This is a genomic window from Azospirillum sp. 11R-A (assembly GCF_049472615.1).
Taxonomy (GTDB): Bacteria; Pseudomonadota; Alphaproteobacteria; order Azospirillales; family Azospirillaceae; genus Azospirillum; species Azospirillum palustre.
Genome location: NZ_JBCEBL010000017.1, coordinates 97,114 through 116,244, shown reverse-complemented (window position 1 = coordinate 116,244; position 19,131 = coordinate 97,114). Strand labels below are relative to the sequence as shown.

19 protein-coding genes are annotated in these 19,131 nt (G+C 68.2%); 2 read left to right on the top strand and 17 right to left on the bottom strand.

Features of this window, described 5'->3' with window-relative positions:
* Window positions 1-11 precede the first annotated feature (11 nt).
* The 8 genes from VH569_RS21825 to VH569_RS21790 form a co-directional block, all read right to left on the bottom strand.
* On the bottom strand, window positions 12-737 hold the full coding sequence (locus VH569_RS21825; RefSeq protein WP_423317874.1) for an ABC transporter ATP-binding protein: 726 nt from the start codon (window positions 735-737) through the stop codon (window positions 12-14).
* Window positions 734-1,504: an ABC transporter ATP-binding protein gene (locus tag VH569_RS21820; RefSeq protein ID WP_423317872.1), complete on the bottom strand. Its 771-nt coding sequence runs from the start codon at window positions 1,502-1,504 to the stop codon at window positions 734-736. The genes VH569_RS21825 and VH569_RS21820 overlap by 4 nt, the downstream gene beginning before the upstream one ends.
* Window positions 1,501-2,553, bottom strand: a complete 1,053-nt coding sequence (locus tag VH569_RS21815) for a branched-chain amino acid ABC transporter permease (RefSeq protein WP_423317870.1) — start codon at window positions 2,551-2,553, stop codon at window positions 1,501-1,503. The genes VH569_RS21820 and VH569_RS21815 overlap by 4 nt, the downstream gene beginning before the upstream one ends.
* A complete protein-coding gene (locus VH569_RS21810; RefSeq protein ID WP_098736474.1) occupies window positions 2,540-3,454 on the bottom strand; it encodes a branched-chain amino acid ABC transporter permease in 915 nt (304 codons plus the stop codon). Before VH569_RS21810 ends, VH569_RS21815 begins: the two co-directional genes overlap by 14 nt.
* A gap of 52 nt (window positions 3,455-3,506) precedes the next feature.
* Complete coding sequence (locus tag VH569_RS21805) at window positions 3,507-4,616, bottom strand: ABC transporter substrate-binding protein (RefSeq protein WP_423317868.1); 1,110 nt, start codon at window positions 4,614-4,616, stop codon at window positions 3,507-3,509.
* Window positions 4,617-4,669: 53 nt separating this feature from the next.
* Window positions 4,670-5,167, bottom strand: coding sequence for an L-2-amino-thiazoline-4-carboxylic acid hydrolase (locus tag VH569_RS21800; protein WP_423317866.1), 498 nt, complete (start codon window positions 5,165-5,167; stop codon window positions 4,670-4,672).
* Window positions 5,168-5,184: 17 nt separating this feature from the next.
* On the bottom strand, window positions 5,185-6,528 hold the full coding sequence (locus tag VH569_RS21795; protein WP_423317864.1) for an NAD(P)/FAD-dependent oxidoreductase: 1,344 nt from the start codon (window positions 6,526-6,528) through the stop codon (window positions 5,185-5,187).
* A gap of 187 nt (window positions 6,529-6,715) precedes the next feature.
* The gene (locus VH569_RS21790) at window positions 6,716-7,885 is read right to left on the bottom strand and encodes a M20 aminoacylase family protein (protein ID WP_376963194.1); all 1,170 of its coding nucleotides are present in this window, start codon (window positions 7,883-7,885) and stop codon (window positions 6,716-6,718) included.
* 230 nt (window positions 7,886-8,115) lie between these two features.
* On the opposite strand from VH569_RS21790, the gene VH569_RS21785 reads away from it, so the two are divergent.
* Both VH569_RS21785 and VH569_RS21780 read left to right on the top strand, forming a co-directional pair.
* Window positions 8,116-8,376 (top strand): helix-turn-helix domain-containing protein, encoded by a 261-nt coding sequence (locus VH569_RS21785; protein WP_423317862.1) that lies wholly within the window; start codon window positions 8,116-8,118, stop codon window positions 8,374-8,376.
* Window positions 8,377-8,494: 118 nt separating this feature from the next.
* Window positions 8,495-10,234 (top strand): SulP family inorganic anion transporter, encoded by a 1,740-nt coding sequence (locus VH569_RS21780; RefSeq protein ID WP_423317860.1) that lies wholly within the window; start codon window positions 8,495-8,497, stop codon window positions 10,232-10,234.
* A gap of 19 nt (window positions 10,235-10,253) precedes the next feature.
* Here VH569_RS21780 and rbsK read toward each other — a convergent pair whose 3' ends face one another.
* From rbsK to VH569_RS21735, 9 genes are all read right to left on the bottom strand, one after another.
* Window positions 10,254-11,180, bottom strand: coding sequence for a ribokinase (gene rbsK, locus VH569_RS21775; protein ID WP_423317858.1), 927 nt, complete (start codon window positions 11,178-11,180; stop codon window positions 10,254-10,256).
* Window positions 11,177-12,193, bottom strand: a complete 1,017-nt coding sequence (locus VH569_RS21770) for a LacI family DNA-binding transcriptional regulator (protein ID WP_423317857.1) — start codon at window positions 12,191-12,193, stop codon at window positions 11,177-11,179. The genes rbsK and VH569_RS21770 overlap by 4 nt, the downstream gene beginning before the upstream one ends.
* Window positions 12,194-12,271: 78 nt before the next feature.
* Window positions 12,272-13,153 carry a ribose ABC transporter substrate-binding protein RbsB gene (rbsB, locus tag VH569_RS21765; RefSeq protein ID WP_423317855.1) on the bottom strand — a complete coding sequence of 294 codons (882 nt, stop codon included), beginning with the start codon at window positions 13,151-13,153 and terminating at the stop codon, window positions 12,272-12,274.
* A gap of 87 nt (window positions 13,154-13,240) precedes the next feature.
* Window positions 13,241-14,182, bottom strand: a complete 942-nt coding sequence (gene rbsC, locus VH569_RS21760) for a ribose ABC transporter permease (RefSeq protein WP_098736466.1) — start codon at window positions 14,180-14,182, stop codon at window positions 13,241-13,243.
* Between the two features lie 21 nt (window positions 14,183-14,203).
* A complete protein-coding gene (locus VH569_RS21755) occupies window positions 14,204-15,700 on the bottom strand; it encodes a sugar ABC transporter ATP-binding protein (RefSeq protein ID WP_423317853.1) in 1,497 nt (498 codons plus the stop codon).
* A gap of 14 nt (window positions 15,701-15,714) precedes the next feature.
* Window positions 15,715-16,134 carry a D-ribose pyranase gene (gene rbsD / locus VH569_RS21750; protein ID WP_423317851.1) on the bottom strand — a complete coding sequence of 140 codons (420 nt, stop codon included), beginning with the start codon at window positions 16,132-16,134 and terminating at the stop codon, window positions 15,715-15,717.
* Between the two features lie 201 nt (window positions 16,135-16,335).
* Entirely contained in the window at window positions 16,336-16,710 is a 375-nt protein-coding gene (locus tag VH569_RS21745) for a hypothetical protein (protein WP_423317849.1), read from the bottom strand.
* 38 nt (window positions 16,711-16,748) lie between these two features.
* Window positions 16,749-18,452, bottom strand: coding sequence for a copper resistance CopC/CopD family protein (locus tag VH569_RS21740; protein ID WP_423317847.1), 1,704 nt, complete (start codon window positions 18,450-18,452; stop codon window positions 16,749-16,751).
* Window positions 18,453-18,558: 106 nt separating this feature from the next.
* Window positions 18,559-19,092 carry a YcnI family protein gene (locus tag VH569_RS21735; RefSeq protein WP_423317845.1) on the bottom strand — a complete coding sequence of 178 codons (534 nt, stop codon included), beginning with the start codon at window positions 19,090-19,092 and terminating at the stop codon, window positions 18,559-18,561.
* Window positions 19,093-19,131 lie beyond the last annotated feature (39 nt).

The following is a 19,131-nucleotide window of genomic DNA, read 5'->3' as shown; positions in this document are numbered from 1 at the left end:
TCAATCGGATTTCAATGGGCGTGGCCGCCGAGGTAGGCCTCGGCGATGCGCGGGTCGTCCCGCAGCTGGTCGGCCGGGCCGGACAGCACGATCCGACCATCCTCCAGCACCGCGGCATGGTCGGCAATGCGCAGTGCGGCGCGGGCGTTCTGTTCGACCAGCAGGATCGACACCCCTTCGGCCCGGATGCGGCCGATCAGGTCGAAGATCTGCGCGACGATCTTCGGCGCCAGCCCCAGCGACGGCTCGTCGAGCAGAAGCAGGCTCGGCCGGCGCATCAGGGCGCGGGCGATGCACAGCATCTGCTGCTCGCCGCCGGACAGCGATCCGGCATTCTGGCGCAGGCGCTCGCTCAGGATCGGGAACATCGCCAGCACGCGGTCCAGCTCGCCCAGCCCGACATCGCCGCCGCCCAGCACCAGATTCTCGCGGACATTCATGTTGGAGAAGATCTGCCGCCCTTCCGGTGCCTGCGACAGGCCGAGCTGGACGATGCGGTGGGCCGGCATGTTGGCGATCGGCTGGCCGCGGAAGGTGATGGTCCCCTGTTTCGCCCGGTAGATGCCCGACACGGTGCGCATCAGCGTGGTCTTGCCGACGCCGTTGGAGCCGAGCACCGCGACGATGGCGCCCTCGGGCACATCCAGGCGGACACCGTGCAGGATCTCCTGCGGTCCCATGGCGACATGCAGGTCCGCAATCGAGAGCAGCGGCGCTGTTATTGGCAGCGCGGTCATTCATCCACCCCAAGATAGGCTTCGAGGACGGCGGCATCGTTGCGGATGGCGTCCGGCGTGCCGTCGGCGATCTTGCGGCCGGAGGCCAGCACCAGGATGCGCTGGCAGATGCCCATGACCAGCGTCATGTCATGTTCGACCAGCATGATCGTCAGGCCCTGTCCGTGCAGCCGCTTGATGAAGGCGGCCAGATCGCGCGTCTCGGTGTCGTTCAGCCCGGCCGCCGGCTCGTCCAGTATCAGGAAGCGCGGCCGCATGGCGAGCGCGCGGGCGATCTCCAGATATTTGCGCTGGCCGTAGGGCAGGTTGGCCGCCAGTTCCGCCGCCACATGGGTCAGGCCGACCGCCTCCAGCGCTTCCCAGGTGCGGCGGCTGATCTCGGCGGAACGGTCCCGGCCGCTCCGGTGGAGCCCGCCGAACAGCGCGCCGAACGCCCCCTGCGGCAGCGCGCCGACGGCGCCGACCGACACGTTGTCGAAGACCGACATGTTGGGGAAGACGCGCAGGTTCTGGAAGGTGCGGCTGATGCCCAGCCGCGCCACCTGATTGGGCGTCATCCCGCTGATGGTCCGGCCGGCGAAGGCGACGGTGCCGCCGGACAGCGGGGTGAAGCCGGAAATCAGGTTGAACAGCGTGGTCTTGCCGGCGCCGTTCGGTCCGATCAGCCCGACCAGCTCGCCCTCGTTCACATGGGCGGTGACGTCGCCGACCGCCTGGACGCCGCCGAAGCGGCGGCTGACGTTGCGGATTTCAAGAAGATGGGTCATCGCCAGCCGATCCCTTCACCCTTGCCATTTGCCGGGCCGGTGGTCCGCCATGCCGCACCCAGCTGTTGGCGGACCAGCCGCAGGGCCGACACCTCGCCCAGCAGGCCCTTGGGCAGCAGCAGGATGGAGAGGAACATCACCAGACCGACCATGATGTTGCGGAAGTCGCCCAGGCCGCGCAGCCCTTCCGGCAGCAGGATCAGCAGCAGCGCGCCGATGACCGCCCCCGGCAGGCTGCCCAGGCCGCCGACCACCACCATCGCCAGGATCAGGATGGATTCCGAGAATTTGAAGTCGCCCGGCGAGATGTAGCCGGTCATGTGCGCCCACAGGCCGCCCGCCACCCCGGCGAAGAAGGCCGACAGGGTGAAGGCCTCCATCTTCAGCCGCACGGTGCTGACGCCCATGGCATCGGCGCACTGGTCGTCCTCGCGGATCGAACGCAGGGCGTTGCCGTAATAGGAGTGGCTGAGCCGGCCGATGGCGATGACCGACAGCGTCACCACCGTCGCCACCGTGTAGTAGGCGGCGAGGCGGCCGGACAGGCCGAAGCCGAACAGCTCGAACCCTTTGGAGACGATGATTCCGTTGGGACCCTTGGTGAAGTCCACCCAGTTCAGCATGACCAGATACAGCATCTGGCCGATGGCGAGCGTCGCCACGGCGAAATAGATGCTGACCAGCCGCATGGTCGGCAGCGCCACCAGGAAGGCGACCAGCGCCGCCACCAGACCGGACAGCGGCAGCGTGACGGTGAAGCCAAGCCCCAGCTTGGAGGTCAGCAGGGCCGCGGTGTAGGCGCCGACGCCGTAGAAGGCGGCATGCCCGAGATGCAGCAGCCCGGCCACCCCCGTCACCAGATGCATGGAGGCCGACAGCAGGACGAAGATCAGCGCCAGATTGGCGATCTGGTAGAAATAGCCCTTGTCGAAGCCGGCCAGCACCGCCGGAAGCGCGGCAAAGACCAGCAGCAGGATCAGCGCCGGGACCAGCAGCCCCCGGCGCCGGGTCAGGCCATCGGCAGGTGCCGCAGTCTCAAACGCGTTCACGGCGCGCTCCGAACAAGCCGTTGGGGAAGAAGATCAGGGTCAGGATCAGGAAGCCGTAGGCCACCATGTCCGACCAGCCCGACGAGACGAAGGTCGTCGCCATGCTTTCCGAAATGCCGAGGATCAGCGCGCAGATCACGGCACCGGGGATGGAGGACAGCCCGCCCATCACCATGGCGACGAAGGCCTTGATGCCGGGGGTGAAACCCATGGCCGGGAAGACCGCGCCATAGTACAGCCCCATCAGGATACCGGCCGCCGCCCCCATCATCGATCCGACGACGAAGGTGGTGATGATGGTGCGATCCGTGTCGATGCCGACATATTTGGCGCCGAGCGGGTTGTTGGACACCGCGCGGATCGCCAGCCCGACGCGGGTGCGTGTCAGCAGATATTGCAGGCCGATCAGCATGGCGGCGGCGACGCCGAAGATGATGAAGTCGCCGGTCACCAGGATCACCGGGCCGACGCGCACCGGCGTGTTGATCAGGTACTCGAAGGGGACGGAGCGCATCTGCGATCCGAAGACGATCTCCAGCGCCTCGCGCACCACGATGGACACCGCCAGCGAGGAGAGCAGGGTCGATTCCCGCATCGCCCGCGATTTCAGCGACGCCTCGTCGGTGAAGCGGCGGAACGGCTTGAAGGCGATCCGCTCCAGCGAGAAGCCCGCAAGCGCCCCGATTGCCAGCGCGCCCAGGATCACCGCCACGATGGGTGGCGCCGTGGCCGAGATCAGCACGAGGCCGGCGAAGGCGCCCAGCGTGTAGATCTCGCCATGGGCGAAGTTGACGACGTTCAGCACGCCGAAGATCAGCGTGAAGCCGATTGCCATCAGCGCGTAGGTCATGCCCAGCGACAGGCCGATGGCGAGCTGCTGGAGATAATAGGGATCGAACATGCGGGCTCTGTCGCTGAGAAGAGGGGCGCTGGGGATCGTTTGCCGGGAGGCGTCAGTCGGCGACCGGAACGAAGGCGCCGCCCTTGACCTCGACCTTCACCAGCTCCTTCTCGGCCTCGCGGTCGGCGCTGAAGCTGGTCTTGCCGGTGACGCCGGGGAAGTCCCTGGTCTGGGCCAGCGCGTCGCGCACCTTCTCGCGGGTCGGGTTGGGCGAAGCCTTCTCCACCGCCGCCAGCATGATGCGGACCGCGTCATAGGCCTGGGCCGGGAACTGGCCGGGCACCGCGCCGTCGGAACGCTTCTTCCACTCGTCGACGAAATGCTGGACGTTCGGCGACGGGTCGGTCGGCAGGAAGTTGGAGGTCAGATGCACGCCCTCCGCCGCGCCGCCGGCCAGTTCGATCAGCTTCGGGCTATAGGCCGCCGAGGTCGAATAGACCGGCGTCTTGATGCCCAGCTGCTGCAACTGCTTCAGGAACTGCGCGCCGTCCTCGTAGAAGAAGCCGGTGTAGATCGCGTCGGGCTTCGCACGCTCGAGCTTGCTGATCAGCGACCGGTAGTCCTTCAGGCCGCGGTTGAAGAATTCCGAGAAGGCAACGGTGCCGCCATTGGCCTTGACCGCGTCGGAAAAGCCGCTGACCACCGACTGGCCCCAGTCGGTCTGTTCCGCGATCACCGCGACGTTCTTGAAGCCCTTGGCCGCCATCCATTTGGCGTTGTAGGGGCCTTCCTGCGCCTGGGTGGCGATGTTGCGGAACTGGTACTTGGAGATCTTGGTGTAGTCGGGGTGCGAGGCGGTCTGCGACAGCTGCGGCATGCCGGCGTCCTTGTAGACCTGCGCCGCCGCCATCGAAACGCCGGAGGTGAAGTCGCCCAGAACGCCGACGATCTCCTTGTCGTCCACGAACTTGCGGGCGATGTTGGTGCCCTCCTTGGCGTCGGAGCGGCTGTCCTCGAAGACGATCTCGACCTTGAACGGCTTGCCGGCGGCGTTGAACTCGGTTAGCGCGATCTCTGCGGCCTTGCGGAAGTCCTGGCCGTACTGCGCGGTGTCGCCGGTCAGCGGCAGCTGGTAGCCGAGCTTGACCGTGTCGGCAGCGAAAGCCGAACCGGCGAGTCCGGCGGCGGTGAGGGTCGTCAGCGTGAGGAGGCGGAACTTCATGGCGATGGCACCCTCTTATTGTCTGTCTTTACAGGCTTTGCGGCGATGCGCGTTTATTCGGCGGCTCTGGCGCCGGGCAGGACCTTCAGCCGGCAACAGCCCTCGTCGCCCGGCTTCCAGGTCTCGCCCTTGAAGACGAACCCGGCGGCCTCGAACAGGCCGCCGTCGATGGCGCCGGCCATCTTGCAGAGCAGTTCCAGATCGGTGTCGGACCGGCCCTGCGCCTGCCAGGCTTCCTTCAGCGGGCAGCGGTGGAAATGGATTTCCAGCGCCTCGCCGTCGCACCGCTTGATCTCCGGCGCGAACATGCTGTCGCGGTTGGGAATGCCGTCGAGGAAGGCATGGCACAGGCCGGTCAGGTCGTCGGGACCGTGCCCGGCAAATTTCACGCCCATCGCCTCGCCGAGACGGCGGGTGGATTCCTGTCCGACCTCAAGCGCTGTTTCGGTGCCGAAACGTTCGCGCAGCACATCGAACATGTGGGCATAGGACGCCGCGCGCATCGCGTAGGCATTGCGCAGAAGGGTGGGGTAGTCGGGGCCGTCGGACATGCTGGCAGTCTCCTCGATCAGACTTCGCGGGCGTCGTTCCAGCGGTATTGCAGGATCTTCAGCGGCCCGATGCGTTGCAGCAGGGCGTTGAAGGGCAGGGGCGTCGGTGCGGTGAAGGGCAGGGCAAGGTCTTTCGGATCCTGTCCGATGGCGGCGCGGGCCAGTTCCCGTCCCAGCGAGACCGACAGCGCCACGCCGCGCCCGTTGCAGCCGGCCCAGGCGAAGCCGTTCGGCCCCAGCCGGTGGACACGGGGGAAGTAATCGGTGGTCATGGCGATGCGGCCATTCCACACATAATCGAAGCCGACGCCGTTCAGTGCCGGGAACATCCCGGCCAGACGGGCGCCGACGATGCGCTTCAAGCGCTCCGCCCCATTCACCGGGTTCAGCAGCGCGCCGCCGGTCACCAGCCGGTTGTCGGCGGTGTAGCGCATGAACCGCAGGTCGCCATGGGTGTCGGACATCGCCTGCCGGCCCGGCAGGACGGTTTTGCGGACGTTGTCGCCCAGGGGAGCGGTCGCCATCTGCCAGGACAGGACCGGTACGACCTCCGTCCGGATTTCCGGGAAGATCGATGCGGCATAGCCGTTGGTGCCCAGCACCAGGGAGCCGGCGGTCACCATGCCCTGCGGGGTGCGGGCGACCCAGGAGTCGCCGCGGCGCTGCACCGACAAGGCGGGGGAGTTGACGTAGACCGCCGCGCCGGCTGCGACCACCTTGGCGGCGAGCCCGCGCACCAGTGCCAGCGGGTTGATGTGTCCGCCGGTCCGGTTCATCCAGCCGCCGAAATAGGCGTCCGTGCCGAGAATGGCGGAGACGGCGGCGCGGTCGAGCAATTCGACGTCGGCGCCGAACTTGCCCCATTGCGTTGCCCGGCGCTCGGCGATCTTGATGCGGCCCGGCGAATGGACCGGCTGAACCCAGCCGGTCTGTTCCGCCGCGCAGTCGATGCCAAGGCGGCGCACCAGATCGAACAGGGTGGAGGCGCTGTCGCGGATCAGCCCGACCAGGCGCTCCCCGCTCTCCCAACCGAAGCGGTCGATGAGGTCGGCGGGGTCGGGACGGGTCAGCGTCGGGATGACCTGCCCGTTGTTGCGGCCGGAGGCGCCCCGTCCCAGTTCGGACGCCTCCAGCAGCACCACGCGGCGCCCGGCCTCGGCCGCATGCAGACCGGCGGAAAGCCCGGTGAAGCCGCCGCCGATCACCAGCACGTCGGCCTGCACGCTGTCCTGCAACGTCGGCAGGACGGGCGGCGGCGGGGCGGTGGCCTCCCACAGCGAGTCCGGACGCTGCCAGATGCCACCCCGGCCCGGAATGTCCTGCGCCTGGCCCGCCCCCTGATGTGCCCCTTGGTTCGTCACGTCGCGCCCGTCCCTGTTCGGCTGAAATCCGCCATGCCCTTATCCCCTTTTGGAGTTAGGGCCATCCGTTTCCCGCCGAACTATGGGACAATGGACACACGTACGCAATTCCCAAGATTTTTCCGCGGAAATTTTTTCATGTCATGCGTCCTGATCGGGAAATCGGGACGCATGTACATGATCTGCATCATTTCGGCAGGACGGTTTCCGCCAGCCGGACCCAATAGCTGGCGCCGATGGGCAGCACCGCATCGTTGAAATCATAGTGCGGGCTGTGCAGGTTCCGGCCCTGGTCCGACGGTCCGGCACCAACCCAGACGTAGCAGCCCGGCCGCTTTTGCAGCATGAAGGAGAAATCCTCCGCCCCCATGCTGGGCATCGGATCGAGGTCGAGCGCCTCTTCTCCGACCACGCGTGCCGCCGCCCGCCGGGCCAGTTCCGTCTCCGCGGCGCTGTTGGTGGTGGGCGGATAGCGCCGCTCGTAGCGCAGGCTGGCCTCGACTCCGAATCCGGCGGCGATGGCGGTCGCCACCTCGCCCATGCGGCGCTGCACCAGATCCTGAACCTCCGGCCGGAAGGTGCGGACGGTGCCGCGGAGAACGGCGGTGCCGGGCAGGACATTCCACGTGTCGCCGGCGTGGAACTGCGTGACGCTGACGACGGCCGAATCGATGGGATGGACGCTGCGGCTGGCGATGGTCTGGAGGGCGGAGACGATCTGGCTTCCGACCATGATCGTGTCAGTCCCCATATGCGGCATGCCGGCATGCGTGCCCTTGCCGGTCAGGGTCAGCTCGAAGATGTCGTAGGCCGCCATCAGCGGGCCGGGGCGAAGCGCGATGCGGCCGACCTCAAGCCCTGGCCAATTGTGCATGCCGAAGACCTTTTCGACGGGGAAGCGGTCGAACAGCCCTTCCTCCACCATCACCCGGCCGCCGCCCTCATTCTCTTCCGCCGGCTGGAAGATGAAGACGATGGTGCCCCGGAACAGTTCGGGGTGTTCGGTCAGGTAGCGGGCGGCACCCAGCAGCATGGCGGTGTGCCCGTCATGACCGCAGGCATGCATGCGTCCGGGATTGCGCGAGCTGTGCGGAAGGTTGGTTTCCTCGTGGATGTGCAGCGCGTCCATGTCGGCGCGGAAGCCGACCATCGGTCCCTCGCCATTGCGCAGAATCCCGACCAGACCGGTCTTGGCGAGGCCGCGATGAACCTCCAGCCCGAAGGAGGCCAGCTTTTCCGCCACGAAGTCGCTGGTCCGCTGCTCCTCGAAGGCGGTTTCCGGATGGGCGTGCAGATCGCGCCGCCAATCCGTCATGTCCGCGGTCAGCCCGTCGAGCCCCGTAACCATCCCGTCCATCGTCTTGTCCTTATGTTCCAGCAAATCCCTGGGACAATCCTGCCCAAATTATACCGGATCCGAAACGGCCTATTTCGCCGGTGGGCATGCATTCCATCGCATGGCACGGGCGGGGCGTCCGGCAACGGGGGCCGGGAAAGCGCCATGGTCTCAAACATCTCTAGTGACGTTTTAAACATCATAATGTATGTTTTAGATGCCGACTTGCATGTATCAGCGGGGTATACGGGATGATCACGGCTTCGCAGCTGCGCGCCGCCCGGGCGCTTCTTGGGATCGATCAGAAGACGCTGGCCGAACTGGCCGGACTGTCCGTCCCGACCATCCAGCGCATGGAGGCGAGCGACGGCAACGTGCGCGGCGTGGTGGAGAGCCTGACCAGGGTGGTGGAGGCGCTCGATCTCGCCGGAATCGAGCTGATCGGCGACAACGCGCAGAGCGTCGCCGGCGGCCGCGGCGTCCGCCTGAAGACATCGGCACCCAGGCCCTGAAACACTGAAGCCAAATCCTGGCGCCAAACCCTGACGCCCACCCCATCGACCGCGCGACGGCGACCGCCGACCTGATGCCGACGATCCCGCCGCCTTATTCCAGAAGGCCGCCGGACAGATGACCGCACCGATTTCCCATCGACCGAGCTTTGCCGAACTGTTCACCCCGAAGCTCGTCACCATCCTGCGCGAGGGCTACGGGCTTTCGAACCTCCGCGCCGACGCCATCGCCGGACTGACGGTGGCCATCGTGGCGCTTCCGCTGTCGATGGCGATTGCCATCGCCTCGGGCGCGTCGCCGGCACAGGGACTCTACACGGCGATCTTCGGCGGCTTCTTCGTCTCCGCCCTGGGCGGCAGCCGGTTCCAGATCGGCGGGCCCGCCGGCGCCTTCATCGTGCTGGTCGCCGCCACGGTGCAGGCGCATGGCATCGACGGGCTGATCCTCGCCACCCTGCTGTCCGGCCTGATGCTGGCAGCCATCGGCCTCCTGCAGCTGGGAACCTACATCAAATTCATGCCCTATCCGGTGACGGTCGGCTTCACCGCCGGCATCGCCGTGATCATCTTCGCCAGCCAGATCAAGGATCTCCTCGGCCTGACCCTGAGCGGGCCGGAACCCGGGCCTCTGCTTGAAAAGCTGCCGGTGCTGTGGTCGGGCCTGCCGACGGCCGACCCGGCGTCGGTCGGGCTGGCGCTGGCGTCCGTCGGCATCATCGTCGGGTTGAAGGCGGTGCGGCCCCACTGGCCGGGCATGCTGATCGCGGTCGCCGGCAGCGCCGTCGTGACCGCCGCCTTCGGCCTCGACGTCGCGACCATCGGCACCAAGTTCGGCGGCATTCCGTCCGGCCTGCCGATGCCGGCCCTGCCGGCGATCACGCTCGAAAAAATTCAGGCGGTTCTGCCGAGTGCCGTCTCGTTCGCGCTGCTCGGCTCCATCGAATCGCTGCTCTCGGCGGTGGTCGCCGACGGCATGACCGGACGCCGCCACCGCTCCAACTGCGAACTGGTCGGGCAGGGCATCGCCAACATCGCGTCGGGCCTGTTCGGCGGCATCTGCGTCACCGGCACCATCGCCCGCACGGCGACCAACGTGCGCGCTGGCGCCCATGGGCCGGTCGCCGGCATACTGCACGCCGTGTTCCTGCTGGTCTTCATCCTGGTCGCGGCACCGCTCGCCAGCTTCATTCCGCTCGCCAGCCTTGCCGGCGTCCTGGCCGTCGTGTCGTGGAACATGGTGGAGAAGCCGGCCATCGCCGCCCTCCTGCGCGCCTCGCGCGGCGATGCCGCGGTGCTGCTGACCACCTTCCTGCTGACCGTCTTCACCGGCCTGACCGAAGCCATCGTCATCGGCTTTGCGCTCGGCTCGGTGCTGTTCATCCACCGCATGTCGACCATCACCGCCATCGAGAGCCAGACGCCCTTCGTTGCGGAGGACAGCGCCGACGGCGCCCTGGTCGCCCGCAAGCCCTACGATCAGGGTGCCGCCGATCCCGAGGTGGTGATCTACCGGATTTCCGGCGTGTTCTTCTTCGGGGCAGCGGCGTCCATCGGTTCGGTGCTCGACCGCATCGCCGACACCCACCGGGTTCTGATCGTCGATTTCAGCGCCGTGCCGTTTCTCGATTCGACCGCGGCCAACACGATCGAGGGGCTGGCGCACAAGGCGGCGCGGCGCGGCGTGAAGCTGATCCTGACCGGGACCAGCCACGCCTCGCGGCAGGCGCTGTTCAGCCACGGGCTGAAACCGCCCCTGGTCAGCTATGAGCGGACCATCGACGTCGCCCTGCACAAGCTGCGGCGGGGCGAGGCCGCATCGAATGCCGGGGATGGAGCGGTGACCCAGGACGCCGTGTAGCGGCGCGGGGCGATCCCGATCACCCCAGCAGCGCCGCCACCTCCGCCAGCGTCGGGGCCGAGTCCGCAGCACCGGCGCGGGTGGTGGCGAGCGCCCCGCAGGCGGCGGCGAAGCGCACCGCGCCAGCCAGATCGTCGCCGCGGGCGAGCGCGAAGGCGAGCCCGCCGTTGAAGCAGTCGCCGGCCGCGACGGTGTCGACCGCCGTCACCGGGAAGGGCGGGATGAAGCCCTGCTGCCCCGGGCCGCGGAAGTAGACGCCCTTGGCGCCCATCTTGACGATGGCGATGGACAGGCCGCGCTCGGCCAGCCGCTCCGCCGCTACGGCGGCCTCGTCCGGGGTCGTCGGCCGCAGCCCGACCAGGGATTCGGTCTCCGTCTCGTTCGGGGTCATGGCATCGACGGCCCGGAAGACGTCGGCGGCCAGCCCGCCATGCGGGGCCGGCGCCGGGTCCAGGATGATGCGGCCGCCGCCGGCCCGCACCGCGCTTGCCGCGGCCAGCCCGGCGCCGAGCGGGATTTCCAGCTGAAGCAGCAGCACGGACGCCTCGGCGAACAGCGGGGCGGCCTGGGCCACGTCCTGCTCGCTCACCGCCATGTTGGCGCCGCCGATCACGGTGATGCAGTTCTCGCCGGAGGATTCGACGCCGATCACCGCGATCCCGGTCGGGTTGGCCGCGTCGTTCGACAGGTGGCCGGTCCGCACGCCGAAGCCGGCCAGCCGGCTGCGCGCCATCTCGCCGAAGGCATCGCCGCCGGTCCGGCCGACCATCTCGACCGATCCGCCCAGCCGGGCGGATGCTGCGGCCTGGTTGGCGCCCTTGCCGCCCAGCCCCATGGCGTAGCCGGTGCCATGCACGGTCTCGCCGGGACGGGGAAGCCGGTCGGAATAGGCGCAGACGTCGATGTTGACGCTGCCGAAGACGACGATAGGGCGGTTTGACGTCATGAAAGCCTCGCACAGGGCCAGCCGACCGAGGCGCGGAGCACGAGGTCGGGCGGCAGGGACAACAGGTCGGGCAGGGGCCGGCCGTCTTCGAGATGGTCGATCAGCAACTCCGCCGCGCGGGCGCCCAGCAGGCCCGCGGATTGGCGGATGGTGGACAAGGGCGGGGTGAGGTAGGCGGCCAGTTCGATGTCGTCGTACCCCAAGACCGACAGGCGGTCCGGCACGGCCAGCCCACGTTCGGCCGCAGCGCGCAGCACGCCGGCCGCCATCAGATCGTTGAAGGCGAAGACCGCCTCCGGCGGCTCCCCCCCGTCGAGCAGCGATGCCGCCGCCGCGTAACCGCCGGCAATGGTCAGGTCGGCCTCGCGCAGCAGCCCCGGCTCCAGCGTCAGGCCGGCCTTGCCCAACTCCTCGACGAGGCCGGCCAGCCGGGCGCGGGAGCGCGGATGGCGCCCCGGACCGGTGATGCAGGCGATGCGGCGGAAGCCGCGTTCCGCCAGCAGCCGTGCCGCCAGCCGTCCGCCCATCACTGAATCGTCGGTCACCGTGCAGGCGCCCGGATGCGGGTCGGTGTCGAGCAGCAGCAGCGGCAGATCGGGCGCCCGCGCCTGCACATTGTCGAGAAAGCCGGGATCGGCGTTGCTGGTCAGCACCGCAAGCCCGTCGATCCGCCGGTTGTGCAGGGCCTCGAAGGCGCGGAGCTGCTTGTCCGGCTCATCGTCGGTGTTGCACAGGATCAGGCTGTAGCCGCGGTCGGAACTGACCGTCTCCAGCCCGTGGATCACATGGGCGAAGAAGGGGTTGGAACTGGCGGTGACGATCATCCCGAGCGTGCGGGTGCGGTTGCCCTTCAGCGCCCGCGCGATGCCGTTCGGCGTGTAGCCCAGCCGGTCGATGGCGGCGCGCACCAGCTGTTCAGTTTCCGGCGCCACGAAGCGGGTGGCGTTGATGACGTGGGAGACGGTGCTCATCGACACGCCGGCCTCGCGGGCCACATCCCTGATCGTCACCATGCCGCCGCTCTCCTCAACACGTTCCGCCCCCGCCGGTGCCAGCCCCCTTGGCCGCGCCGGCAGAGGCGGGCCCGTGCTTTACTTCGTCACCATCTTCAACTCAACCGGCGTGAAGGCCGGGACCTTCTCGCCCTTCAGGACCTTGTCGGCGGTCTCGACACCCTTCTCGCCGATCAGGCCGGCCTGCTGGGCGACCGTCGCCGTCAGGGTGCCGGCATTGACCGCGGCGACGCCCTCGTCGGTGCCGTCGAAGCCGACCACCGGGATCTTGCGGCCGGATGCCTGGATCGCCTTGGCGGCACCCAGCGCCATCTCGTCGTTGTGGGCGAACACCACGTCGATCTTCTGCTGGGCCTGGAGGATGTTCTCCATGACGTTCAGCGCCTTGGTGCGGTCGAAGTCGGCCGGCTGGCTCGCCACCACCTTCAGGCCGCTGGCCTTGTCCACCGCCTCGTGGAAGCCCTTGCCGCGGTCGCGGGCGGCCGACGCGCCCGGCAGGCCCTGCAACTCGACGACGGCGCCCTGGCCCTTCAGCATGTCGACCACCAGCTGGCCGGCCATCCGGCCGCCGGCGACGTTGTCCGACGCGATGTGCGACGCGACCTCGCCGCCATTGGCCGAGCGGTCGAGCGTCACCACCGGAATCTTGGCGCGGTTGGCCGAACGGACCGCCGAGCGGACGGCGTCGGAATCGGTCGGATTCACCAGCAGAAGCTTGACCTTCTTGTTCACCACATCCTCGACATTGGCCAGTTCCTTGGCCGGGTCGTTCTGGGAGTCGAGGACCAGCAGATTGTAGCCCAGCGCCTTGGCCTTGGCTTCCGCCCCGTTCTTCAGCGTGACGAAGAACGGGTTGTTGAGGGTCGAGACGACCAGGGCGATGGTGTCGGCCGCCTGGGCGTTGGCCGAGGCGAGCAGGGCGGTGGCGGCGACGGTGGCCGCGGTCAGAAGCTTACGCATGGTTGGATTCCTTCCTCATCGCTTTTGTTCGTCTGATTGGGCCAGGCAACGGGTCCAAAGGGGGGCCGATCCGGTGAAGCGGTCGCCTTACGGCGATTTGCGGCTGTCGGCGAGCACCGCGAGCAGGATGACCGCGCCCTTGGCGATCATCTGGTAATAGGAGGAGACGTCCATCAGGTTCAGCGCGTTGTTCAGCACGCCGATGATGAGGGCGCCGACCAGCGTGCCGAACAGGGTGCCCTTGCCGCCGGACAGGCTGGTGCCGCCGACCACGACGGCGGCGATGGCATCCAGCTCGTAACCGGCTCCGGCGGTCGGCTGCGCGCTTTCCAGCCGGGCAGTCAGGATGACGCCGGCCAGTGCCGCCAGCAGGCCCGACAGGGCGTAGATCGTCGTCTTTTCCAGATTGACGCGGATGCCGGACAGCCGCGCCACCACCTCGTTGCCGCCGACCGCATAGGTGTAGCGGCCGAAGCGGGTGCGGGTCAGGACGAGGCCGCAGACGGCGAAGACCGCCGCCGCCACGACCACCGGTACCGGAATGCCGAGCAGATAGCCGCCGCCGACGCTCCAGAACGCATCGGCCGCCGCACCGGTCCCGGTGGTGATCGGCCGCCCGTCGGTGAAGACCAGCGTGGCGCCGCGCAGCATCGTCATGGCGACCAGCGTGGCGACGAAGGGCTGCACGCCGCCGGTGCCGATGACGACGCCGTTGATGGCGCCCAGGCCGGCACCCAGCAGCAGGCTGAGCGGGATCGCCAGCCAGATCGACAGGTCCCCGGCCACCAGCCAGGCGCAGACGGCGCCGCAGAAGGCCAGCACCGATCCGACCGACAGGTCGATGCCGCCGGACAGGATGACGTAGGTCATGCCGACCGCGATCACCGCGTTGATCGAGGTCTGCCGCAGGATGTTCAGCAGATTGTCGACGGTCATGAAGCTGGGGCTCATGACCGCGACGGCGGCCATCAGCACGATCAGGCCGACCAGCGGCTTGTTGCGGGACAGGAAGCGTTTCAGCGTGGTCATCGTCGTCTCTCTTCCTGCCCGTCAGCCGATCGCGCAGGCCATGATCTTTTCCTGGGTCGCCTCGTCCCGGCCGAAGCGGCCGGTGATCCGCCCCCCCGCCATCACGAGGATGCGGTCCGACAGGCCCAGCAGTTCCGGCATGTCCGAGGACATCAGCAGGATGCACAGGCCCTTGGCCTTCAAATCGTTGATCAGGCCGTAGATCTCGCGCCGTGCGCCGACATCGACGCCGCGCGTCGGCTCGTCGAGAATCACGATTCTGGGCGACAGCATCAGCGCCTTGGCCAGCGAGATCTTCTGCTGGTTGCCGCCGGACAGCGTCCGCACCTCCGCCCCGATGCCATGCGCCTTGACGGCGAAGGCAGCCATGAAGCGGTCGACGGCCGACCGCTCGTCGGCCTGCCGGACGACACCGCCGGGGCCGCAAAGCTGCTTGAGCGCCGCCAGCGACATGTTGGTGCGGATCGAATGGCCTTGGATCAGCCCCTCGGCCTTGCGGTCTTCGGGCACATAGGCGATGCCGGCGGCGACGCCGTCGCGGGGATGGCGCAGCCGGACCTCGGCGCCATCGACGCGGACGCTGCCGGCGCGCAGCCGGCTGGCGCCGAAGATCGCCTTGCCCAGTTCGGTCCGCCCGGCGCCCATCAGCCCGGCAAATCCCAGAATCTCGCCACCGGCGGCGCTGAAGCTGACGTCGTTCACGCCGTCGGCGCTCAATCCCCCCACCGTCAGCCGCTCGGCCCCGGCAGGACAGGGCAGATAGGGGTACTGGTCGGTGATCGAGCGGCCGACCATGTGGCGGATCAGGGCCGCCTCGTCGAGATCGGCGACCGCCCCGCGATGGACCATGTGCCCGTCGCGCAGGACCGTGACGCTGTCGCACAGCGCGAAGATCTCACCCAGCCGGTGCGAGATGTAGACGATGCCCTTGCCGTCGGCCTTCAGGCCGCGGATGACCTCGAACAGGACGGCGGTCTCGACGTCGGTCAGCGCGTCGGTCGGTTCGTCCATGACGATCAGTTCGGCGTTCAGCGACAGGGCGCGGGCGATCTCCACCATCTGCTGCTGCCCGACGCTGAGGCTTCCGACCGGGCAGTCCGGATCGATGGTCTGGCGCAGCCGCTCCAGCAGGGCCTTGGCTTCGCGCCGCATGCGGCCGCGGTCGATCAGGCCCAGCCGGTTGCGCGGCTCGCGCCCCAGCCAGATGTTGTCGGCCACCGACAAATGGGGCAACAGGTTCAGTTCCTGATGGATCATCGCAATGCCGGCGTCGATGGCCTGCCGCGGCGCGGTGAAGCGCACCGGCTGGCCGCGGAACGTCATCGCACTGGAACTGTCGGGCTGGACGATGCCGGTGACGATCCGCATCAGCGTCGATTTGCCGGCGCCATTCTCGCCGATCAGGGCCATGACCTCGCCGGCACGCAGGCGAAAATCCACCCCGTCCAGCACCGTCACGCCGTTGAAGCCTTTGCCGACCCCCTGGAGGTCGAGCAGGAATCCGGATCGGGAATCCATCACGCCCTCTGCGCTCAGAAGGTTACACCGGAATAGAGAAGGATGTTGGCGTAGGGGCTGCACTCGCCCGTGCGCACCACGGCGGAGGAGGACACGGTCAGCCGCTTAAACTCCTCATGGGGGACTTCCTCCACCGCGATCTGCCGGCCCTGCGCCGCGGCCATGCGGTCCAGCCGGACGGACAGCTGGGCGCGCAGGGACGGATTGGCAATCGTCATCTCGGCCGCGATCACCACGCGTTCCACCATCATCTCGTCCGCCACCGCGTCGAGGATGTCGAGGAAGGACGGCAGGCCCGGCGTCACCGCGAGGTCGATCCGCTCCGGTCCGGCCGGAATCGGCAGCCCGGCATCGGCGATGACCAACGCCTGCGTATGGCCAAGCGAGGCAATCGCGTGGCTGAGCGGGGCATTGAGAAGGCCAATCCGTTTCATCGCAAAGCGGCTCCAACTGGGCGGGACCGGTCGAAGCTAGCGCCATCGAAACGTTTGCGCAAACGTTTGCGTTGCTGCGCCGCATCAATTCTGCGCGCTTTCGCCATCGGCGCGATGCTATGCGGCCGGTCCGGGGGAATAAAAAATGTCGGTCTTCAGTGACTTATGCGCTGGGCTTGCCCGCGCGTGTCCGGCCGCCGCTCAGACGGCGTAGGTGCCGTCGAACAGGTCGCCGAGGGCGAAGCGCGTGAGGGCCCGCAGCCGCGCCACCCGTCGATGTTTCTCGCGACCGGTCACGAAGTGGCAACGCCGACAGAGCCGGTGATGGTCTTCAGCGGCCATCCTTGCCGCTGCCGACTGACGGTAGAGACCGACAACGGCACGCGAGTGACGCAGACGGGCGTAGTCGACGACATCCGGCCAGGACGCCTGGTCGCCGTTGGCGTCGATCCACCCGTTGTCGGGCGACAGCCAACGGCCGTCGGGCAGGCAACGAAGCATCTGCCCATGTGGCCGGCCGCAATGGTCACAGCGGAGATCGATGGACGGGCTGGAGGTGTCAGCGCTGTTGGCCATGGGATCGAAGACCGTGGATGGCGGGACCGGGCTCGATTCTAGCGAAGGTTCGGGCTCGTGGGAATCCCCTCCGTGCTTGCCGGCGTTTCCCTGATCGGAACCTCCGTCTGGAACACCCGCTTGTCGAAATCGTCGATCAGCACCTCAAGACGCAACGACCATTGCCCGGCCAGCGGCAGCGTCGTGTCGTCGGCTCCGAAGAAGCCGGGACCGAAGCTCGTCAGGGCATGCCGCAGCGGAGCCACACCCGCCGAAGGAAGCTCCCAATTCATCGTCACCTCACGGGCTGTAACCGGTTTGCCGTCCTCGTTCTGAAGGTGAAGCCGAACGCCGTTGCGTCCAGGCATGGCCGGGCCGACATCGATGAGGGCGATGAGCCCGCCTTTCACCGCGACGGCGGAAAAGCCGGCCGGAGGCTTCTCCTCGCTTGCATGGAGGGCGCGCGGCGGCGGCGTCAGGGCGAAGGCCGCCGTCAGCAGCAGGGCGGTGCCTGCCGCCGCCATCTCCAGGCCGATGCTCCGCCGCAGGGACCTGACGGCGCGGCCACCATTCCGGTCGCCACTCTGGTCCAGGGCAGGGGTCAGGACTTGCCGGTTCCATGCCGCCAGCCCGAGCAGCAGCAGGACCGCCAGCATCTTGCCCAGCCATACCCAGCCATAGCCGCTGGAGAGGATGGCCTGGACGGACTGGAGTTGGATCGCGGACAGAACCATGCCGGCTCCGGCCAGAATGGCCACGGCACCGATGGCGATCCGCGAGAAGCGGCGGGTCAGCCTTGCGGCCTCGGCCGGGGATTCCAGGCGCAGTGCCATGGACAGCGGCCAGAAGGCGCCGACCCAGAAGGCCGCCATCAGTCCGTGCAGGCCGACGAGCGGCGCACTCAGCCAGCGGGGAGGAGCCGTGGCGGCGTGGCCGGTGGCGGCCAGCGAGGCGGCCCCCAGCAATGCCCCCGCCACCAGCAACGCCGGTCCCATCGCGGAACGGGCCTCGATGGCCAAGCCGCAAGCCGAGCAGAGCAGGGCCAGCAGAGCGATGCCGGCGCTGAGGCCGACGCTGCTCCCCGCCCCGGTGGTCCAGGGGGCGCCTGTCGCCAGGGTGGCAAGCGGCTGACCGGCCAGAGTCGCACCGGTCACTCCCACCAGAAGCACCGCCGACAGACCGGCCACCAGCAGCGTGAGACAAAGAACCGGCTTCAGGCGGTCGTTGAGCGGTGCCCAGCGTCCGGTCACCAGCACCAGGAACAGGCCGCCCCCGGTCCCCGCCAGCAGGGCGGCATAGTGCATCGCCCGCAGCAGCAGCCCGGCGAAGGCGGTAGCCCGGGACGGATCGTCCACCGGAGGCGTGCCGGTCGTCGGTGCCGGCGTCACGCCGATCCCGAACGTGAAAGAGCCGGCGACGGGATGCCCATCCGCGGAGGTGACGCGATAGCTGGCGACATACAGGCCCTTCGGCAGCCCCGGTGGCAGGGCGAGGCGGACGCGGTTGTCCTCCGCCAGCGCACCCTGCGGATCGGCCATATCCCGCCCCTGCTGGTCAAGCAGTTGGATGCGGACGGGGGTGACGGGCTCATTGAACTCCAGCGACAGGGCTGCCGGCGCGGCGTCGAGGCTGGCGCCGTCGGCCGGCACGGACTCCATCAGGACGGCATGGGCCCAACCGGTTCGCGGCAGGGCGGCGAGGAGCAGCACGGCGAAGAAGAGGACGGACAGACCCGTAAGCCTGCGACGCGGGCTGGGACGCATGAGGATGCCTCGCTATCGTGGAGGGTACGGCCAAGGGGCTGCATGCCGTTCAGCCATCGCGGCAGCCGGCATGCAGCCCGATCTTCCGGCCGGTGCCGGGGCGCCGTCAGTGCTGCTTGGGTTCGGTCAGCTTGAGGCCCGGTGCCGGCTCCCGATAATCGTCCGCCGGTTTGCCGGCTTCGGGGATCTCGATCCAGCGGTGGACGCCTTTCTCGCACTCCTGCACCACCGGGATGTAAATCATGGTGCCGGCGGGCTGCTTGGGCAGCACGACCTGAAAGACGAACTCGTCGTACCAGGCGTCGGGCAGGCTGCCGCCGGTCCAGGCGATTTCAGTGACGCCCTGGGTGATGCTGCGGCCATGCGACTCATAAGGCTGGGCGTAGGGGCCTTCCTTGGTCGCCAGGGTCCAGCCCGGCTTCGGCATCGGTTTGGCCAGCACCGCCCCGTCGGGCAGGCGGACGCGGATGGCGGTGGTCGGCGAGCCGTCGCAGCCGTGGCCGACCTTGAGCACCGCCTTGTAATAGCTGCCGGCCGGCGCTTCACGGGTTTCCAGTGTGACATGCGCAGCGGCGCTGCCGGCGGACAGGGCAAGGCAAAGGGTCCCGGCGGCGAGCGCCAGGGAAATGATGCGGGTCATGATGCGCTCCTGAACGGAATGATGGTCCGGTGATGACGG

Excerpts from the sequence above, each read along its gene's own strand:
- VH569_RS21800 (WP_423317866.1), bottom strand. The coding sequence starts at position 5,167 with ATGTCCGACGGCCCCGACTACCCCACCCTTCTGCGCAATGCCTACGCG.
- VH569_RS21770 (WP_423317857.1), bottom strand. The coding sequence starts at position 12,193 with ATGGTGACGATCAGGGATGTGGCCCGCGAGGCCGGCGTGTCGATGAGC.
- VH569_RS21740 (WP_423317847.1), bottom strand. The coding sequence starts at position 18,452 with ATGCGTCCCAGCCCGCGTCGCAGGCTTACGGGTCTGTCCGTCCTCTTC.
- VH569_RS21785 (WP_423317862.1), top strand. The coding sequence starts at position 8,116 with ATGATCACGGCTTCGCAGCTGCGCGCCGCCCGGGCGCTTCTTGGGATC.
- VH569_RS21735 (WP_423317845.1), bottom strand. The coding sequence starts at position 19,092 with ATGACCCGCATCATTTCCCTGGCGCTCGCCGCCGGGACCCTTTGCCTT.
- VH569_RS21825 (WP_423317874.1), bottom strand. The coding sequence starts at position 737 with ATGACCGCGCTGCCAATAACAGCGCCGCTGCTCTCGATTGCGGACCTG.
- VH569_RS21790 (WP_376963194.1), bottom strand. The coding sequence starts at position 7,885 with ATGGACGGGATGGTTACGGGGCTCGACGGGCTGACCGCGGACATGACG.
- VH569_RS21780 (WP_423317860.1), top strand. The coding sequence starts at position 8,495 with ATGACCGCACCGATTTCCCATCGACCGAGCTTTGCCGAACTGTTCACC.
- rbsB (WP_423317855.1), bottom strand. The coding sequence starts at position 13,153 with ATGCGTAAGCTTCTGACCGCGGCCACCGTCGCCGCCACCGCCCTGCTC.
- rbsC (WP_098736466.1), bottom strand. The coding sequence starts at position 14,182 with ATGACCACGCTGAAACGCTTCCTGTCCCGCAACAAGCCGCTGGTCGGC.
- VH569_RS21755 (WP_423317853.1), bottom strand. The coding sequence starts at position 15,700 with ATGGATTCCCGATCCGGATTCCTGCTCGACCTCCAGGGGGTCGGCAAA.
- VH569_RS21745 (WP_423317849.1), bottom strand. The coding sequence starts at position 16,710 with ATGGCCAACAGCGCTGACACCTCCAGCCCGTCCATCGATCTCCGCTGT.
- rbsK (WP_423317858.1), bottom strand. The coding sequence starts at position 11,180 with ATGACGTCAAACCGCCCTATCGTCGTCTTCGGCAGCGTCAACATCGAC.
- VH569_RS21820 (WP_423317872.1), bottom strand. The coding sequence starts at position 1,504 with ATGACCCATCTTCTTGAAATCCGCAACGTCAGCCGCCGCTTCGGCGGC.
- VH569_RS21805 (WP_423317868.1), bottom strand. The coding sequence starts at position 4,616 with ATGAAGTTCCGCCTCCTCACGCTGACGACCCTCACCGCCGCCGGACTC.
- rbsD (WP_423317851.1), bottom strand. The coding sequence starts at position 16,134 with ATGAAACGGATTGGCCTTCTCAATGCCCCGCTCAGCCACGCGATTGCC.
- VH569_RS21810 (WP_098736474.1), bottom strand. The coding sequence starts at position 3,454 with ATGTTCGATCCCTATTATCTCCAGCAGCTCGCCATCGGCCTGTCGCTG.